Raw genomic sequence first — 16,422 nt, forward strand, 5'->3', positions numbered from 1 at the left:
CTTCGTATGAGAATTGATGAATTCCCTGCTCCTACCTTTTCATAATAATCTTAAACGAAGGTAGCTATCCCTCATCAGGGAGCTGCCTTTTTTGTCAGTTGAAATTATGATATATTCCCGCAAATGGCACCTGACCCTGAAAAACGTTTGCGCAGCAAATATTTAAGGGCTTTTTGAGGTCGGATGACGATGGTGTACTTGGCGGGAAAATGTAGCTTCCTAGAAGCAAAAGCCCCTCCGCAGTTTTGCGGAAAGGGCCGTGAACCATTGTGGTTTTATGCATTTTGCCTGGACGAAATACGGTGTCAGGACAGAATGTTCATGGCGGTCTGAATGTTTTTCTGATCAAGCTGAATTTGCTCTGGAATTTGGTAGGGATGGTATAGGCCCCGCTGCATCATGTAGTTTGTTATCTTTTCATGGGAGTCTATGGCTTCTTCGAGCTGTTTCATCAAAATTTGCTTGATTTCGGGGGTGGCACATTCGGTCACGGCCATGGCGTAGTTCCTGACTCCGCTCTTGGCGTTCATCAAAAAATCCATTGCGATCACTTCATCGGTCAGCATATGAAGACCTGTCATGTGTTCTAATATTGGGTTCATTTTTTATCTCCTATACCGTTGCTTTAGACAGCACTCCACCAAGCTCCTGAAGCTGCTGTTGTGATAATTGTACGTCTTGTTGCAAAATTTGCATGAGCTCCGGGTCGGTTACCAGAGCTTGCATGGTCTTGGATTTAGTCATGCAAACCGTCTTGAACGCAGCTATTTCATGTACCTCAAGCATCTCATGCAAAGCATAATTGGAATTCATTCGGATTGTCCTCCCGTGTATCTATCCATAATTTAAGGCTTTAAGATGACTTTAATGCAATCATCCGTTTTGGTATCGAACACTTCATAGCCCCGTTTTGCTTCGCTGAGCGGAATGACGTGCGTAACAATGTCTCCTGGATCCACTTTTCCAGAAGTAACCAAATCATACATGTACGGCATGTAGTGAATGACCGGAGCTTGTCCGGAGCGGATATTCACGTTTCGCTGCATGATGTCGCCGAGCGGGAATCCGTTATAGCGTCCGCCGTATACACCGGTGACTTGGATGGTCCCGCCTTTGCGGACAGCCTGAGATGCAATGATAAATGCGCTCATGGTGCCGCCTTGCAGTTTCAAACCACTAGCTAGAAACTCAAGATCGCTCATCTTGCCGTCCATGCCTACCGCATCAATGACGACATCGGCGCCGCCTTTGGTCATTTCCTTGAGATTGTTGCCGATATTCTTATCCTGTTCGAAGTTCACGATTTCCACATGGTTCGTTCGCTTCGCATGCTGTAAGCGGTAATCGACATAGTCGACGGCGATGACCCGTTTTGCTCCTTTTAGCCAGCAGAATTTCTGGGCCAGAAGTCCGACCGGACCGCATCCGAGCACGATGACCGTATCTCCATTCTTGACGCCGGCGTTATCTACGCTCCAGAATGCCGTCGTCATGGCATCGGCGATCAAGCTTAGCTTTTCGTCCGGTTGCTCGCAGTTTTCAGGAATCTTGAAGTGGGTGAAATTAGCAAACGGAACTCGTAAATACTCAGCTTGCCCACCAGGGTAACCACCGGTCGTTCCGGAGTAACCGAAATAGGCGCCCATATCCCCGTGTTCGTTTGAATTGTCGCATTGGCTTTCCAGCTGATTCTTACAATAAAAGCATTCTCCGCATGCGATGTTGAAAGGGATGATCACCCGGTCACCTTTCTTTACCTTGGTCACTCCAGGACCTACTTCTTCTACAATCCCCATCGGTTCATGCCCGATGACATAGTTTTCCTGAAGGTTAGGGATCATTCCGTGAATCAGGTGAAGGTCCGAACCGCAAATGGCGGAACTTGTGACTCTTACGATCATATCGTCCGGTTTTTCAATCTTCGGATCCGGCACCTCTTTGACCACGACATTTTTAATCCCTTGATACGTTACCGCCTTCATGCTTTGTGTCCTCCAATATGTTCATCTGGGGTCCGATCAAACATCCCTTTACGCGACGTATCATCCGGGAACAAATTCATCTGCCCGATCATCACCGTATTGTTTGCCGAAAGCTGGTCGAGTTGGTACTGTTCGTTCAGCTCGTAGGGATGGAACCATTTTTTGCGAATCATGAGCTCCGTGATTTCTTGGTGCATTGCAATACCCTGCTTAAGATGATTGTGCAGCAGGGCTCTTACATCCGGTGAAGCCGTTTCCGTCAGGGCGATGGACAAATTACGCACACCCTCCTTGGCACGAAGAAGGAAGTCCATGGCAAAAGTCATATCTGCCATTTCCGGCATATTTAATGAATTAATCGGGTCTAGATAATCGGTATTCATTTGAATTCCCCTTAATGTGTTATAGGTGTCGGACTATTCGGAACAGGCGCTTGGAAAGGAGCTCTTGCGTAGATTGCTTGCAGCTCGGCGAGCTGTTGTATGGATTGGATTACGTCTTTCTGCATTAAGGCCTTTAGCTCTTGATCAAAGACCAGGCCTTGCATAAGTTTTGACTTAGCGAGGCAGAGCGTTTTAAAGTTTAACGCTTCATGCAGTTCCATCGATTCGTGCGGTGCTAGCGTTGGATTTTTCATTCAGAAATGATCACCTCCCTTTTCATCAACGTTAGATTTTCCAACGCATCGGATCTTATACTAAAATGGATTGCCGGAGATGTAAGATCCGTATATTCCCATACCGTTCACAGGAATATAAACAAATTCTTAACCTCATACTTAATTCTGTTTAACTTAACTGAATGATCTTGCTCAAAAGGGAGGAGTACTCACTGTGCCCAATAAAAACAAAATTGATCTAGGCACCGAAACTACAAGAGAACCGGCAGAAGGTACACTTAATTCCAGCGGTAATACGCTGGAGCAGCATGCATCTAACGCTGCTTCTGAGGCACAAACTGCTTTAAATCAGGCGATAAGCTCGATAAGTGAATCTAATGCGGCAACAAATTCACAAGCTTTGGAGAGGGCCCGGCAGCAATTGACCCAAGCAGAGGAATTTTTAGATCAAGCGCAAACTTCAGCAAATGCATTACGTCTGCCTGACCAACGATAAAACGGTTTTGGCACAGATAGGCTTGGCATAGATTCTTCTTTTTCGGATACAGTAGAGTCAGGCTTACTAATGTCGAGGTATGGTCGTCTGTCTATATCGAGTATATCCCGATGATGTTTCCGAACTTACGCCGATACTTTCCGCATGGGCAAATGACCTGTGTAGCTGCTCAGAGGAACGTATTTGCCTTAGACACGGTGAGTTTCCGTCAAAAATCTTCTTCGGCTTTTGACGAAGCTTTTTGTTTTTTGAGCTGTCTCAGACATTTTCAAAAAAATTATCGAAACCGGATATGATTAAGCAGTGGAGCCCAATTTATACAATTTGCCGGACTTGGATCACTTTTTTGGGAAAAATCCCCTTTCAGTAGACAAGAGAAAAAAGGCATCTGTTAAGATGGACTTAATCTTGCCTAACGAATGAAGGGGATTTTTTCATGGCTAAAATAGAAAAGGACAAGAACATGTGCCGATGTGTCCCAAGCTGATCCGTCTACCCAGTAACCGTGTCGCCAATCACATTTACCGTGGGGAATGGGGACAGCGTGTTTATGGAGCGCTTGCCGAAGGTAGGAGTCCGCTTGAAACAGCGAACGTTCGTTGGACGGACCGTCCCGGAGTGCGGCCCTCAGGTACCTTTCCGAGCATGAAGCTTTGGGATCACGGTGATTTTAAAGTATCATTTATATTGGCATTCACACTACTCTTTGAGGTAATAGTAGTGAATAATAAAAGTTATTCTCGGCCCCAGTTGTAGTCCTTAGTATTTCGTTGGTAATAGGCGCGGGCTTACGCTTTTGGGTCCGGGAAAATTGATATTATCAATTACGATAAGCGAGATTTATGTATAAACCATCCTTTATTTATCAAATTCTGCAATTCATCGAGCCTGTTGATCTTGTTACCAATTATTACATACCTTATAATCTCATTATGTGCAAATGCGTGCACAGTAAGAAAAAGAACAAATTCAAAAAGATAGGAAATCACCCATGAGAAAATTGCTAGTATGCACGTTAGCTATCATGCTAAGTTTAGCTGCGTTTACCCCCGCTATTTACGCTTCTGAAGTCCAAGTATCCGTGGATGGGCGTGATGTACAATTCCCGGATGAGCACCCATATGTCGATCAGAGATCCAACCTTACGATGGTTCCACTTGCTTTTATATCCAACAAGCTTGGAGCTGCTACGAAATGGGACTCAAAATTAAAACAAATCACGATCTCGCTTAACCGTGACACTGTTATTTTGGTGATTGGCGATCATCATGCACTGGTGAACGGTAAAAGAGTAGACTTTGAAGGGTCGGCAGTGCTCAAAAACGGCCGCACGATGGTTCCGTTGCGTTTTATAAGTGAAGCCCTGCATGCTAATGTGGAGTGGCAGCCCACGCGCAATCTGGTGAGCATTATGACCTCCGTGGCCAATGTTCCGAAAGGAACATGGATATGGGACAGTCACATCATCAAACAGGATCAAGAAAAAATTATAAGCTTCGCAAAAATGAAGGGTGTGACATCTATTTACCTTCAGGTGAATAGAGATATCGATCCAGCGATATATGAAGGTTTTATACGAAAAGCCAAAAGCGAAGGAATTCAAGTGGAAGCACTTGAGGGGCGTCCCGAATGGGTCTATAAGTCTAAGCAGGAGGATATTCGAAAATTCATCACGTGGGTTAAAACCTATAATTCCATTGTTGGCCCGGAAGCAAGCTTTACAGGACTGCATTTCGATATTGAACCTTATACGCTAAGCGAATGGACAAAGGACAACAAGGCGATTATTGAAAGCTGGATGGACAATTTGAGACTGATCGAGAAAGAAACCAGAGGGAGCGGCTTGAAAATTGCTATCGATGTTCCGTATTGGCTGAATACGATTAATGTTCCGGGGAAGGATTACAGTATGAGCGCATGGCTGCTCGAGAAGTTCGATTGCCTCGTCATAATGAATTATCGGAATCATGCAATAGGCAGCAATGGAATTGTGGAAAATGCGCAGGCCATGCTGAGAGAAGCATCCACTCTGAAGAAGAAAGTTGTTGTTGCTGTAGAAACGGTCAAAAGCACGGAGGGTCCGCGGGTCTCATTCTATTCCATGAGCAATGAAGTGATGGAAAAGGAGCTTCAATCTGCCCATAATCAATTGGCTCGCTACGCAAGCTATGCCGGCTTTGCCGTTCACGATTTTAAAAGCTGGCAGGACATGAAATAAGCAGCTGGTGTTTATCTAATTGTCTGACGTTTAATTCGAAGGGCATCAATACGGCTTGCAGATCGGGGAGAACTTTACTGCATATGCCATAGCCCTGTCGAGGGACAAGAACAGGGTCCCATAGAAAGTCGCTATAATAGCGGCTTTTTTGTTTTATCGGTACAAGTTTTACAATTTTTAATGAAGAAGGAGAAGTTGATGAAATTAGATTTTTTCCCATAGACGAACTACCATCTCCTGTCATATTTCACTGTACAAAGGATAAGAGATGCAGTCCATTTCCAAGTTAAGGTCTTTACGAGAACAAAATATACGTACGTAATTATGTAATAGGCGATACAAAAGGACATTAAAAAGAAAATGGCACCCTTTGGGTGCCGCTTGAGCATGTTATGGTTTTAATAACTGTTATCTTTTATCCGGGGAATTATGTCTTTAACACCGTCGAAGACGCTGAGTTTAAGGCTCAATTACTCAACCCGCCAGTTCAAGCAGGCGTACGCGTTCTGGATCGGAGATCAGGTCGACTTCGGCAATCCTCCCGTGCCTACTCGTAAAATTGAGACTTCCTTTGCTTTTCACCCCTCGAACCCGGTGACGTGCCCTGCTTGCAAGCTACCTTGTCGCGGCTTCCGATTTTCCTACAATAATCTCCTTCCAAATTTCTATTCAGAAGTATTTTCTAGTTAATCATCGTTGCTCCCTGTTTTGCAACCATTTAACCGTCCCAATGAAGCCTGCCAGTCCTATTAAAAATACTAGAAAATAACTGGTATCTGCCAAGGGGAATGATGCGACGCCGTTTTCCTGCAAATGCAAAGCAGGTACAGACCAGGGCAGATACTTGCCAATGGCAGTGGGACCGAATACCAATGCCAGCATTAAAGTTGTAAAAGCAAAGCCGATCGGCACCAGATAACCGCGCGATATACAGGCCAGTAGGGCAAGAGGGGCACTTAATAATAGGTGGAGAGCACCAATGATAAGTATCAGGAACAAATAATGTTGTACAATTGCAAACGAAAAGCCAGGAAGGCCAATAGCAAAACCAAGCACTAAGGCATAAACAAAGCTGATCAACATCATTACAAAACACCAAAATATAATTGCGACATATTTGGCAATCGCTATTTTACCACGCGATATAGGCAAAACGAGCAAATCCTTAAGCGTCCGATCAGAATACTCGCGGCCAAATGTCCAGCTTGTCACCAATCCAAACCCCAGCAGCCCAAACACGGATGCATACAAAAACGCAGTCCGTTCAAAAAAAGAAGGCCAATCGGGCTGTCCCAAGAACAACGTGATGACAAACAATATAAACAGAAGCGTGCCCCATAAAACAAAGGATCGACGCAATTTGTAAATTTCAACGCTACAGGCCGTCAACAATGGTCTCATTTTCGTTTTCCCTCCTGGGCTCCGATTGCTTTGAGAAAATAATGTTCCAAATTCTCTTCTTCAATATTAAGCATGGTGAGCGGCAATTCGTGATGAGCAAGCAATCTAGCAATATGTTCGGGATGCTTCACGGCATGATCATCCGGTAGTGCAAGGCAGTTATTCGAAGGCGAATGTACCGCATACCCGGAGTCTGAAAGAATAGCTTGAGCCTTCCGAGCCTCCTTCGTACCGATCATCAACTGCTTTCGGCGGATGGTTTCAAAGTCTTTTGTTGTCAGTTCTTCTAGCAATACGCCTTTGTGAATAATGCCGATTCGAGAAGCCATTTTGGACATTTCCTCAAGGATATGGCTCGATATAAACACGGTAACCCCTTGTTGAGAAGCTAGAGCTTTCAGCATCTCCCTTATCTCGACAATTCCGGCTGGATCAAGCGCATTGGTTGGCTCATCAAGAATCAGAACGTCCGGCTTATGAATTAACGCTTTGGCCAATCCAAGTTTCTGCGCGTTACCAAGTGACAAATCTCTTGCCTTACTATCCGCATATTGGCTCAGATTCAATTGCTCCATAATTTCGTTAACTGCCCCCGGAACCGGTAATCCTCGCAACCTGGCCATCAAACTCAAGTTTTCCCTAACCGTAAAGTTAGGGTAGGCATAAGGAACTTCCACCATATAACCTACTCGTCTCGATAAATCGGGATTCCCATTCGCCCAGCGCTGACCAAACAAATACACTTCTCCGGAAGAAGGCTTACTCATACCGAGAAGAGCTCGAATGGTTGTCGTTTTTCCTGCGCCATTCAATCCCAGGAATCCATAAATTTCTCCTTTTTTAACGGAAATCGAAACGCGATCTACAATGACTTTATTTCCGTATTGCTTTGTCAGGTTAACGGTTCGAATAATTTCTTCCATAAAAACAGTCCTTCCCGTATTATCAATTTAAACTCAGTTCATCAAAAGTGCCGGCGGTCACCTGAGATGTTGTAACAGATCACCGACGGCTTTTCAAAATCAGTTTTCGCGATAAATGAAATTCAAGTAATTCAAGATCGATGCGGTATCATCAATGGAGGTACGCAGAGCGATGTAACCGTCGGGACGAATCAATACGAGTTCTTCGCTTGCCACATCGTAAATTCGATAGGCATTCCCTGCTGTGTCGATTATGCCTTCGGCACCCTCCACATGCGATGGCAGGATGGAATGCACATGGAGTCCGTCGTAGGTGAAGTTCTCCAAAGAAAGATGATCTGTGCGGTTTACAAAAACCAAAAGCGTCCAGTGTGGGCCGCGCAACAGGTCAAATACACTTCCTGCAAACCCTGTACCTTGCAGACCCTCGACATTAGGAGCACGATCCCCGGGCAACGAACGGGTAGCATTCGTTCGAGCAGACGGGTGGGTAAGAGAACTTGACCGATAGGAAATGAGCAGCCCGCTCGTCAGATCGTCGGATATGGTGCTCAAGGATTGGGATAACGCTCCGCGTTCAGTGGCCGTCTCTACGACCCCTCCCATTTTTTTCGTGCTGTCCTCGAGCACGGCTTGAGCTACGGGGCGGCGCTCCTCATCGTACGTGTCGAGCAAAGCGGTGTCAGCTCCGCGTACGACGGCTTCCAGCTTCCATCCGAGGTTGTATGCGTCCTGCATCCCCGTATTCATGCCTTGGCCGCCGGCCGGCGAATGAACATGAGCGGCATCTCCGGCAAGTAAAACCCGGCCGTTGCGGTAACATTCAACCATACGGACGTTGACTCGGTAGATGGACAGCCAGGAGGCATCCGTGAGCCGAGCACGTCCGGCTCCTGCGCGACGGTCAAACATGGCTTGATACACCTCTAGCGACGGCTGCTCTGGTTCTTCGATGTCTGCCGGAATTGTAGCCTGCAGCTGCCAAATATCGGATTTAGGCAGCGGTGTCACCCCGACCATCCCCTCCGAAGAGGTCCAGATATGGATACGGTCACGATCCAGCCCTTCCAATCGTACATCGCCAAGATACCACCGTTCATGTTCGTGTGTTTCTCCAACCAGCGGCAAATGGATAAACTTGCGGATATTGCTTTTGCCCCCGTCAGCGCCGACGACATAACGAGCGCGAATTTGCTCTTCTCCTTGCGGTGTGTTCACGGTTACCGTCACACCATCCAAATCCTGTTCAAGCCCTACAGCTTCCACGCCCAACTCGACTTGACCGCCAAGCGCCGCATATCGGTCGCGCAATGCTTTTTCCACATCATATTGAGCAATCCAGACCGGATCACGATAGGGTGTCTCCAGTTCGGCGCTGGCTGCAACGGTAATAGCCGGCTTGTCCACACTCCTGCCATCTGCGGTATAATAACGAACAGGCAAATCCACGACACCTGTGTCCATAATGTAACGAACGGCCTCCAAATTATCGACGACCTCAAGCGAGCGGGGCTGGATTGCTTTGGCGCGAGACGCTGCGTTATATAAGGCGCTTCGTTCCATAATACGATGGTCGACGTTTCGACGGGCAAGGTCGCAGGCAAGTGTAAGCCCTGTTGGTCCGGCCCCGACAATGAGAACATCAACAAAAGACTGCACGGTTTTCATGGATAAAATCCTCCTTGATCAGTGGTTTTGATATGTTGCATTAATTATACTACACCGTGCAGTGTACTTTGTAAAATGAAACTGATTTTTGATAATATACCTGTAGGGGGGAAACGTAAGCATGGATAATACGGAAAACAAAAAAATCCGCAAAGGCTCTTCGGACAAACGAGCTAAAATTATTGCAGCGGCACGGGATCTGTTTCTTTCAGATGGGTTTGATCGCTCCAGCGTCGATGCGGTCGCAGCTAAAGCGGGGGTTTCCAAAAGGACCGTTTATGATTATTATGGGGACAAACAAAACTTGCTGCTTGCTGTTGTGGAAGAAACCAGTCGGGCGGTTCTGGACATGATCAAGCAAGGGATATCAGACTACCTGTGGGAATTCGAGGATCTGGAGGAGGCGCTCATCTTATTCTGCGAACAATTCGTAGCATCGGCGAACGGTTCGTCCGATTACAGTGCTTTGATCCGTCTGGTTACAATGGAAGCCGCCAACCTGCCAGCCTCGTTTTTAGAAAAGCTGGATAGCGCAACGGAAGAGGGGATTATCAGGAGGTTTACCGAGTTTGGACAAACCGGACTGCTCGATGTGCCAGATCCCGTAATGGCTACAAAGCACTTCTCTGCCTTAACGTTTTTATTGGTATTTGATCAACCGAGAAAAAACGGGACATTAGAGGAGGAACAGGAACAAACCAAACGTCTCATCACTGAAGGCGTACGCGTCTTTCTTTGCGCTTATGGAAAACGCACCGTTCAAAACGAAAATCAACCATCATACTGATTGGAATTTTGCTAAACGATAAAAGATTGGTGGGGCCACAAATTTAACGTAAATATACATTAAGGACGCGTAGGCATTTCAAAACTGATTTCCAAGTAAATGACAGCTAATGTTCAGAGAATGTCGGCGGATCCAATATATAAACAGAGCGAAGTCCCATTGGAGGGACCGCTCTGTTTTTATATATCCGATAGCGTGAGGTGATACAGATCTCGCCTGTCGCCGGTGTCGGCTGTGGCCCATGCAGCTGTAATTTGTATGGAGTTAAAGTTAGTTTTGGTAAAGCTCAAGCTCGAACCGGGGTCAACCTTCAACTTTCATCGAGATTTTATTTTATATTGAACTTGTGAACAATTTAAGTACGTAAGGGAAGTATGGAAATCCACTGGACTTACAAGTGGTATCGTGTGGAAAAGAATCTAGATTAACAATATACTAGCTATAACAGTTTATTGTTGAGGTGAATATTAAATGGATGAAGCCAACGAATCAAAACAAATTGTATTACAAATGGGCGGTGCCTTGAAAAAGTACAGAAAAGAAAAAAATATGAGCTTAGACGATTTAGCGGAATTAACGGGCGTAAGCAAACTTACTCTGGGGAATATCGAACGTGGCGAAACAAATCCGACTTTAGCGATTATATGGAAAATTTCAAAAGGCATATCTTTACCGCTATTTGCTTTGTTCAAATCAGAGAACCCTGTTAGTTTGTATCGAGCAGGCGAAGGATTACGGTTTTCTAATGATGAAAAAAATTGGATCATTGAACCAGTCTTTAAAAGCAACGATATGGAAATGTGTCGGGCATACCTACAGCCAAATAGCTCGTATTACCCTGAAGGTCATCATGTGAATACAACTGAAATCGCGACAGTAATGACTGGCTCCATTGAAATTCAAGTCAATGAAGAGATTTATACATTGAATCAATATGATACGATCAGTTTTCGTTCAGATTGTCCTCACTCTTATACCAATCATACGAATAGCGAAACAGTGCTCCATATATCCTTAAAATATGGTTTCTAAAAGTCGATAAATTCTACTTATTAAATACAACTCCGAATTCATGGCGGGAATTCAGAGTTGTTTTTTATTATTCAGATGATATTTAGTATATTTAAAAATATTTATTGTTAAATTTAATATATTATAATATACTTTTGTTGTTCGCGCGAATGTTATAGCAAAGTTTTTTCAATCAGCAGGTAGCAAATCATACGTAAGAATTCAGGAAGGAGAAGTGTAGAATGCCGAACAAACCAAAAAACATACCGTCCTCTATAGGGCTGATTATCCTCGGCATTATTGTTATCGCAGCTAATTTACGTACTCCCTTAACGTCAGTCGGTCCTTTAGTGAGTCTTGTAAGGGATGACGTTCATATTTCAAATACATTAGCAGGCCTGATCACAACGGTACCCTTGCTCGCCTTTGCTTTATTATCGTCTCTAGTACCAAAATTAGGACGAAGATTTGGGGTTGAGCGTATCATTTTGATTGCCCTAATCTTTCTGACTGCTGGTATTGTCATACGTTCATTATCTGGCGCAGTTAATCTGTTTATTGGGACAGCAGTTCTAGGATTCGCCATTGCCGTATGTAATGTATTATTGCCAAGTATAATCAAAAGGGATTTCCCGGATAAAATTGGCTCCATGACAGGTGTTTACTCCATTTCAATGAATTTATGTGGAGCAATCGCATCGGGGATCAGTGTACCGCTAGCCGTAAACGCAGGTCTAAAATGGCAGGGGGCACTCGGAATATGGGGGATTCTAAGCTTTGTATCGATCCTCTGTTGGCTACCCCAATTAAGAAATCAAACAAAACAAACTGCCACGACGAGTCAAAGGATGGTCAGCTACGATGTGAATGTTTGGCGATCCCCGCTTGCCTGGCAAGTAACGTTGTTTATGGGTATACAGTCCATGGTATTCTATGTGTTGATCGCATGGTTGCCTGAAATTTTAAAGCAGCAAGGAATTGACTCCAACCAATCAGGATGGTACCTCTCGATCATGCAGTTAGCGATGCTCCCATTTACCTTTATTGTCCCCGTTATTGCGGGGCGCATGTCTAGCCAACGTTTATTAGTGGTCATCACAACCATTTTGCTTATGACGGGAACGATCGGACTTCTTTACGGAAGCTCCAATATCATTCTGTTGTGGATCATCATGCTCGGAATTGGTGGAGGCTTCGCTTTTAGTTTGTCCATGATGTTTTTCGGGTTGCGCACGCAAAATGCGCATCAAGCAGCGGAACTGTCTGGCATGGCCCAATCGGTCGGATATCTTCTTGCCGCAATCGGCCCTGCCCTTATAGGATATCTGCATGATGCGACAAATAGTTGGAACCTGCCACTTTTCATTCTGCTTGGGGCTTCGGTCTTACTCTTTTTAGTCGGTATAGGAGCAGCAAGTAATCGTTTTGTAGGTAGCCGAAATCGTTACGAGTTGCCACGGAAAGGATGATAAATATGTTTGGCAAAATTATGGTGGCCATTGATAAAGCTGAAATAACGAACAAAATCCTCGATGCAACCATTGAAATAGCCCGAAACAAACAAACCCAAGTTACCTTGGTTCATGTCAGCCAAGATTATGTGTCGAACGGAATGACATATGTACCAGTGAATTTCTTGGAAGAAGTATTGAACGAAATGGAGAAAGCGAGTTTGGAACAGCTGCAAGAAGCCAAATCTAAATTAAAATCTGCGGGAATTAACCCGGAAACCATTCATCTTAAGGGAGATCCTGCACATGAAATATTAAATTATGCATGGGATACCGAGCAGCAACTTATTATTATCGGAAGCCGTGGGCTAAGGGGCGTAAAAGGAATGATGCTTGGAAGTGTCAGCCACAAGGTTTCACAGTTATCAAGTTGCCCAGTCCTCATTGTACATTAACTCCTTCGGGAACTGCTGAGATGATGTAGTGTTATACTGGCAGGGGAATGTTTATCGTACTATATCTATTAGTTGTTCAATGGCTGACGCTAAAGATGACGGGAGAGGGACCTGTCACTACACGGTGCTCCACAACGATCACCACCGTCCGGGCGCGCACGAAGAAATGCGAAATGCTGTTAATAATATGGATAAATATGAAACAACGTTACCATTTTGGTCGGAGTTAATGACACAAAGTCATCCCTTTGGTTGGAGGTTACGACATAAAGATCCCCTTTACATGGTGCAATGGAATTGTTCACTGTTTGCGCTCCAAAACAAAAAGTTTATGTGTTAGAAACAAGTAGAAGAGGGCAAAATTGTGTCAATAATGAGGGTAACTTTAACAAATCCATAAAATAAATAAATAATGGCTGAAAGGTGATAAGGTCATTAGACATCTGTCGAGGGACAAGAACATGGTCCCATTGAAAGTCGCTATTAGCGGCTTTTTTTTGTTTTATCGGTACAAGTTCTTGTACCGATTGCCGAAAAGGACAAGAACATGCCGACCACCGGTTAGATCAGCATACAACTGTTGTAAAAGAAAAATACGTATCTTCCAAATCAGCTGAAATTAGGAAATTGCAATAACCTAAAGACAGAACAGTTTTAATAGTTTGTTACAACCTCCTTCATAAAAATATTTGGTATAGTTTGGATGTGCAAAAGGTAATTAGATCATAATTTGATGACCGATCGAAGGATGGGATAGATGAGGGGAGAACTAGATGGAACTTATTCTGCAAGACCTGAGAAAAAGTTATGGTAAAAAGCAAGTGTTGGCCGGCGGGAACTTTCGTTTTGAGCAGGGAAAGATATATGGGCTGCTTGGGCGAAACGGGGCCGGAAAGACCACATTGTTCAATTGCATAAGCAGGGAGATGCAGGCAGATAGCGGCAGTATAAAGTTAATGGATCGTATGTCGGTGCGCGATTTGAAAGAGGACGATGTTGGGTATGTGTACTCGCTGCCAATTTTGCCAGAGTTTTTAACAGGGTATGAGTTTATTCGCTTCTTTATCGATGTTAATGAGAATGTAATTGCAAGACGGAGCGAAGATGTGGATGGGCTGTTCGATATGATGCGCATTGCGAAGGATGACCGGCATAAGCTGCTCAAGCATTATTCGCACGGCATGAAAAATAAGATCCAGATGCTGCTTTTTCTGTTGATGAAACCTCCGGTGATTTTGCTGGATGAACCGCTGACATCGTTCGATGTCATTGTTGCTCTGGAAATGAAGCAATTACTTCGAGAGATGAAATCGGATCATATACTGATTTTCTCAACACATATTTTACAACTTGCGGCAGACTTGTGTGATGAATTGGTAGTCCTACATGATGGCAAGTTGTCACGGGTTTCAGCCGATCTCCTGGGTCGCCCGGATTTCGAGCAGCAGGTGATTGAACTATTGCAGAGCGATGCCGAAAACGTAGCTGGTGCTGCTGGAAACGGATTGGGGCCATGCCAAGATGGAACTCAGAAGGAGAAATCCGATGCTGGGAGTGTTTAATACGATTGCCCGCATATGGCAATTGCAGATTGCAACGTTGGCGAACCGCATCATATTTTATACCCAGCGTTTGCCATGGCTTAGAGGTTTAATCAGTGAACAGGCATATGCCGCTGTACGGGCGAAGCGAACAGCCGGCGCAGTGGCGGTTGTGTTGAGGATTATTGCCGGTTTACTGGAAAGCTTATTATACTTCGGGGTAATGATTGCGCTGCCCGTGGTCTTATGGGCGGACGAAAGGGAGGCTGGAGAACGGCTGGAACTGTTTATGCACATGTATTTTTGCATCAGTGTATTGATGGCAGGGATAACGAGTGCGAAAATAATGGAAACAAACGAAGTGAAGTATACTGCAGTCCGACTCATGCGTATCGCGCCGACACGATTCATGCGGGCCGTGCTCGTTTACCGATACACGACTTTCTTTTTATATCAATGGATTGCACTAACAGTGATTGCGCGCATTTTTGGTATTTCGGCACTACAGGCGCTGATGCTGGTCGTTACTGTGACGATGTGGCGTGTGGGATCCGAATGGTTGCATTTGATCATGTTCCGACGGAGTAATATAGTGCTGGTGAAGAAGACGGGGATTATTGTGCTGGTGATGTTGCTAACACTGGCTGCAGCTTACTTGCCGTTGACGACTGTAGATGGAGTTCCGTTGTTCGGTGCTATGGCGTTTGGCCAGCCGTTGCTCATAGCGCTGTTGTTGTTTTTTGGCGTTTTCTCCGGCTATGTCCTGCTGAAGAAAACAGAATTTACGGCTGAGGTTCGCGCGGTAACAAAACACGATGATCCGCTATTGAATATGGAACAAATGATGGCTGATGTCCAGCGAAAAGCGGTACAGGCAAATGAGAGGGACTACAGGGAGAACCCTTCGCCACCATACAGTTTTAAGGAAGCAGCAGGTCGCAAAAAAGGCTATGCCTACATGCATGAGCTTTTTATTGCACGACATAACAGTCTAATTCGCGCCCCGCTTCGCAGGCGTTTAGCAGCCATAATGGTGGTTGGCGTTATGTTGGTGTCTTCGGCGCTGTTATTTGCTGCTGATCATTTGGATGTCAATTCGCTCGAACGATTTCTTCCTTTATTGATTTTAGCGATGTTTCATTTGACAATGGGAATGCATTTGTGCAAGGTGTTGTTTTACCATTGCGATATAACACTGATGCGTTATCACTTCTATCGCAAGAATGCGGTGCAACATTTTCGTTTGCGGCTTGGATGGATGATGGGGATGAATGTACGAATTGGCGCGGGTTTTGCGACTGTGCTAAGTGTGTTCGTACTGATTTTGTCTAAGGGAGAAGTTCATAGTATATTGCTACCGATCTGGCTGTTGACGCTAACTCTGGCCGTTTTCTTTTCGGTGCATCATTTGCTGCTGTACTATCTGCTTCAGCCTTATTCAACGGAACTGAATACGAAGAACCCTTTGTTCACTTTGCTGAACAGTCTGATTTCGGTATGCTTTATTGTGGCAATGGTGTTACGCTTAACACCCTGGACTCTGGCTAGTGTCGTTACTACATTGTCTCTTGCGTATTTGTTTAGTGCACTGCCGCTTGTCTCGAAGTTTGCTGAAAGCAGGTTTAGTGCGAAATAAGCGGAAGTCTGACATCAGATTATGCATTGGCATGGCGACAAGGATATGTAAATTGACTTACAGTACTGGTAGGCAAACCATTAGAAAACTTCTATTGTTAAACGGATCGCTCCATGCTGTGATCTGGAAGCAAAATGGACGTTTCGTTTTAACATTAGAAGCCGCTAATTATGCGGCTTTTTATATTGATGTTATCAAGTTCTTGTCAAAACACAATGACAAGAACATGGTTAC

17 protein-coding genes are annotated in these 16,422 nt (G+C 44.8%); 8 read left to right on the forward strand and 9 right to left on the reverse strand.

The window, feature by feature from the left end:
* Positions 1–305: 305 nt before the first annotated feature.
* From RB298_RS02700 to RB298_RS02720, 5 genes are read right to left on the reverse strand one after another with little or no spacing between them, the layout of a single operon-like run.
* Positions 306–602 carry a spore coat protein gene (locus RB298_RS02700; RefSeq protein ID WP_096773760.1) on the reverse strand — a complete coding sequence of 99 codons (297 nt, stop codon included), beginning with the start codon at positions 600–602 and terminating at the stop codon, positions 306–308.
* A gap of 10 nt (positions 603–612) precedes the next feature.
* Positions 613–813: a hypothetical protein gene (locus RB298_RS02705; protein ID WP_096773759.1), complete on the reverse strand. Its 201-nt coding sequence runs from the start codon at positions 811–813 to the stop codon at positions 613–615.
* Between the two features lie 32 nt (positions 814–845).
* Complete coding sequence (locus RB298_RS02710) at positions 846–1,982, reverse strand: zinc-dependent alcohol dehydrogenase (protein WP_096773758.1); 1,137 nt, start codon at positions 1,980–1,982, stop codon at positions 846–848.
* Complete coding sequence (locus tag RB298_RS02715) at positions 1,979–2,365, reverse strand: spore coat protein (protein ID WP_145036499.1); 387 nt, start codon at positions 2,363–2,365, stop codon at positions 1,979–1,981. Before RB298_RS02715 ends, RB298_RS02710 begins: the two co-directional genes overlap by 4 nt.
* Before the next feature lie 11 nt (positions 2,366–2,376).
* Positions 2,377–2,619, reverse strand: coding sequence for a spore gernimation protein GerQ (locus tag RB298_RS02720; protein ID WP_192571874.1), 243 nt, complete (start codon positions 2,617–2,619; stop codon positions 2,377–2,379).
* A 196-nt stretch (positions 2,620–2,815) separates the two neighbouring features.
* Here RB298_RS02720 and RB298_RS02725 point away from each other — a divergent pair, with 196 nt between their 5' ends.
* Both RB298_RS02725 and RB298_RS02730 read left to right on the forward strand, forming a co-directional pair.
* Positions 2,816–3,097, forward strand: a complete 282-nt coding sequence (locus RB298_RS02725; protein WP_192571875.1) for a hypothetical protein — start codon at positions 2,816–2,818, stop codon at positions 3,095–3,097.
* Between the two features lie 991 nt (positions 3,098–4,088).
* Positions 4,089–5,315: a copper amine oxidase N-terminal domain-containing protein gene (locus tag RB298_RS02730; protein WP_375119840.1), complete on the forward strand. Its 1,227-nt coding sequence runs from the start codon at positions 4,089–4,091 to the stop codon at positions 5,313–5,315.
* A gap of 690 nt (positions 5,316–6,005) precedes the next feature.
* Here RB298_RS02730 and RB298_RS02735 read toward each other — a convergent pair.
* From RB298_RS02735 to RB298_RS02745, 3 genes are all read right to left on the reverse strand, one after another.
* Complete coding sequence (locus RB298_RS02735; RefSeq protein WP_096773753.1) at positions 6,006–6,716, reverse strand: ABC transporter permease; 711 nt, start codon at positions 6,714–6,716, stop codon at positions 6,006–6,008.
* Positions 6,713–7,639: an ABC transporter ATP-binding protein gene (locus tag RB298_RS02740; protein ID WP_176502400.1), complete on the reverse strand. Its 927-nt coding sequence runs from the start codon at positions 7,637–7,639 to the stop codon at positions 6,713–6,715. The genes RB298_RS02735 and RB298_RS02740 overlap by 4 nt, the downstream gene beginning before the upstream one ends.
* Before the next feature lie 99 nt (positions 7,640–7,738).
* A complete protein-coding gene (locus RB298_RS02745; protein ID WP_486045637.1) occupies positions 7,739–9,307 on the reverse strand; it encodes an FAD-dependent monooxygenase in 1,569 nt (522 codons plus the stop codon).
* A gap of 121 nt (positions 9,308–9,428) precedes the next feature.
* On the opposite strand from RB298_RS02745, the gene RB298_RS02750 reads away from it, so the two are divergent.
* Complete coding sequence (locus RB298_RS02750) at positions 9,429–10,094, forward strand: TetR/AcrR family transcriptional regulator (RefSeq protein ID WP_096773751.1); 666 nt, start codon at positions 9,429–9,431, stop codon at positions 10,092–10,094.
* Positions 10,095–10,273: 179 nt separating this feature from the next.
* On the opposite strand, the gene RB298_RS02755 is transcribed toward RB298_RS02750, so the two are convergent.
* Positions 10,274–10,408 (reverse strand): S-Ena type endospore appendage, encoded by a 135-nt coding sequence (locus RB298_RS02755; protein WP_369682784.1) that lies wholly within the window; start codon positions 10,406–10,408, stop codon positions 10,274–10,276.
* Positions 10,409–10,565: 157 nt separating this feature from the next.
* Here RB298_RS02755 and RB298_RS02760 point away from each other — a divergent pair, with 157 nt between their 5' ends.
* From RB298_RS02760 to RB298_RS02780, 5 genes are all read left to right on the forward strand, one after another.
* Positions 10,566–11,126 (forward strand): helix-turn-helix domain-containing protein, encoded by a 561-nt coding sequence (locus RB298_RS02760; RefSeq protein WP_096773750.1) that lies wholly within the window; start codon positions 10,566–10,568, stop codon positions 11,124–11,126.
* A 221-nt stretch (positions 11,127–11,347) separates the two neighbouring features.
* Positions 11,348–12,574: a CynX/NimT family MFS transporter gene (locus tag RB298_RS02765; RefSeq protein WP_486045640.1), complete on the forward strand. Its 1,227-nt coding sequence runs from the start codon at positions 11,348–11,350 to the stop codon at positions 12,572–12,574.
* A 5-nt stretch (positions 12,575–12,579) separates the two neighbouring features.
* Complete coding sequence (locus RB298_RS02770; RefSeq protein WP_096773748.1) at positions 12,580–13,011, forward strand: universal stress protein; 432 nt, start codon at positions 12,580–12,582, stop codon at positions 13,009–13,011.
* Positions 13,012–13,784: 773 nt separating this feature from the next.
* Positions 13,785–14,573 carry an ABC transporter ATP-binding protein gene (locus RB298_RS02775; RefSeq protein WP_486045642.1) on the forward strand — a complete coding sequence of 263 codons (789 nt, stop codon included), beginning with the start codon at positions 13,785–13,787 and terminating at the stop codon, positions 14,571–14,573.
* Positions 14,557–16,188, forward strand: coding sequence for a hypothetical protein (locus tag RB298_RS02780; RefSeq protein WP_486045644.1), 1,632 nt, complete (start codon positions 14,557–14,559; stop codon positions 16,186–16,188). The genes RB298_RS02775 and RB298_RS02780 overlap by 17 nt, the downstream gene beginning before the upstream one ends.
* The last annotated feature ends 234 nt before the right edge of the window (positions 16,189–16,422 follow it).

The sequence above is a fragment of the Priestia sp. BR_2 genome (assembly GCF_041954005.1).
Lineage (GTDB): Bacteria > Bacillota > Bacilli > Paenibacillales > Paenibacillaceae > Paenibacillus_AQ > Paenibacillus_AQ lautus_A.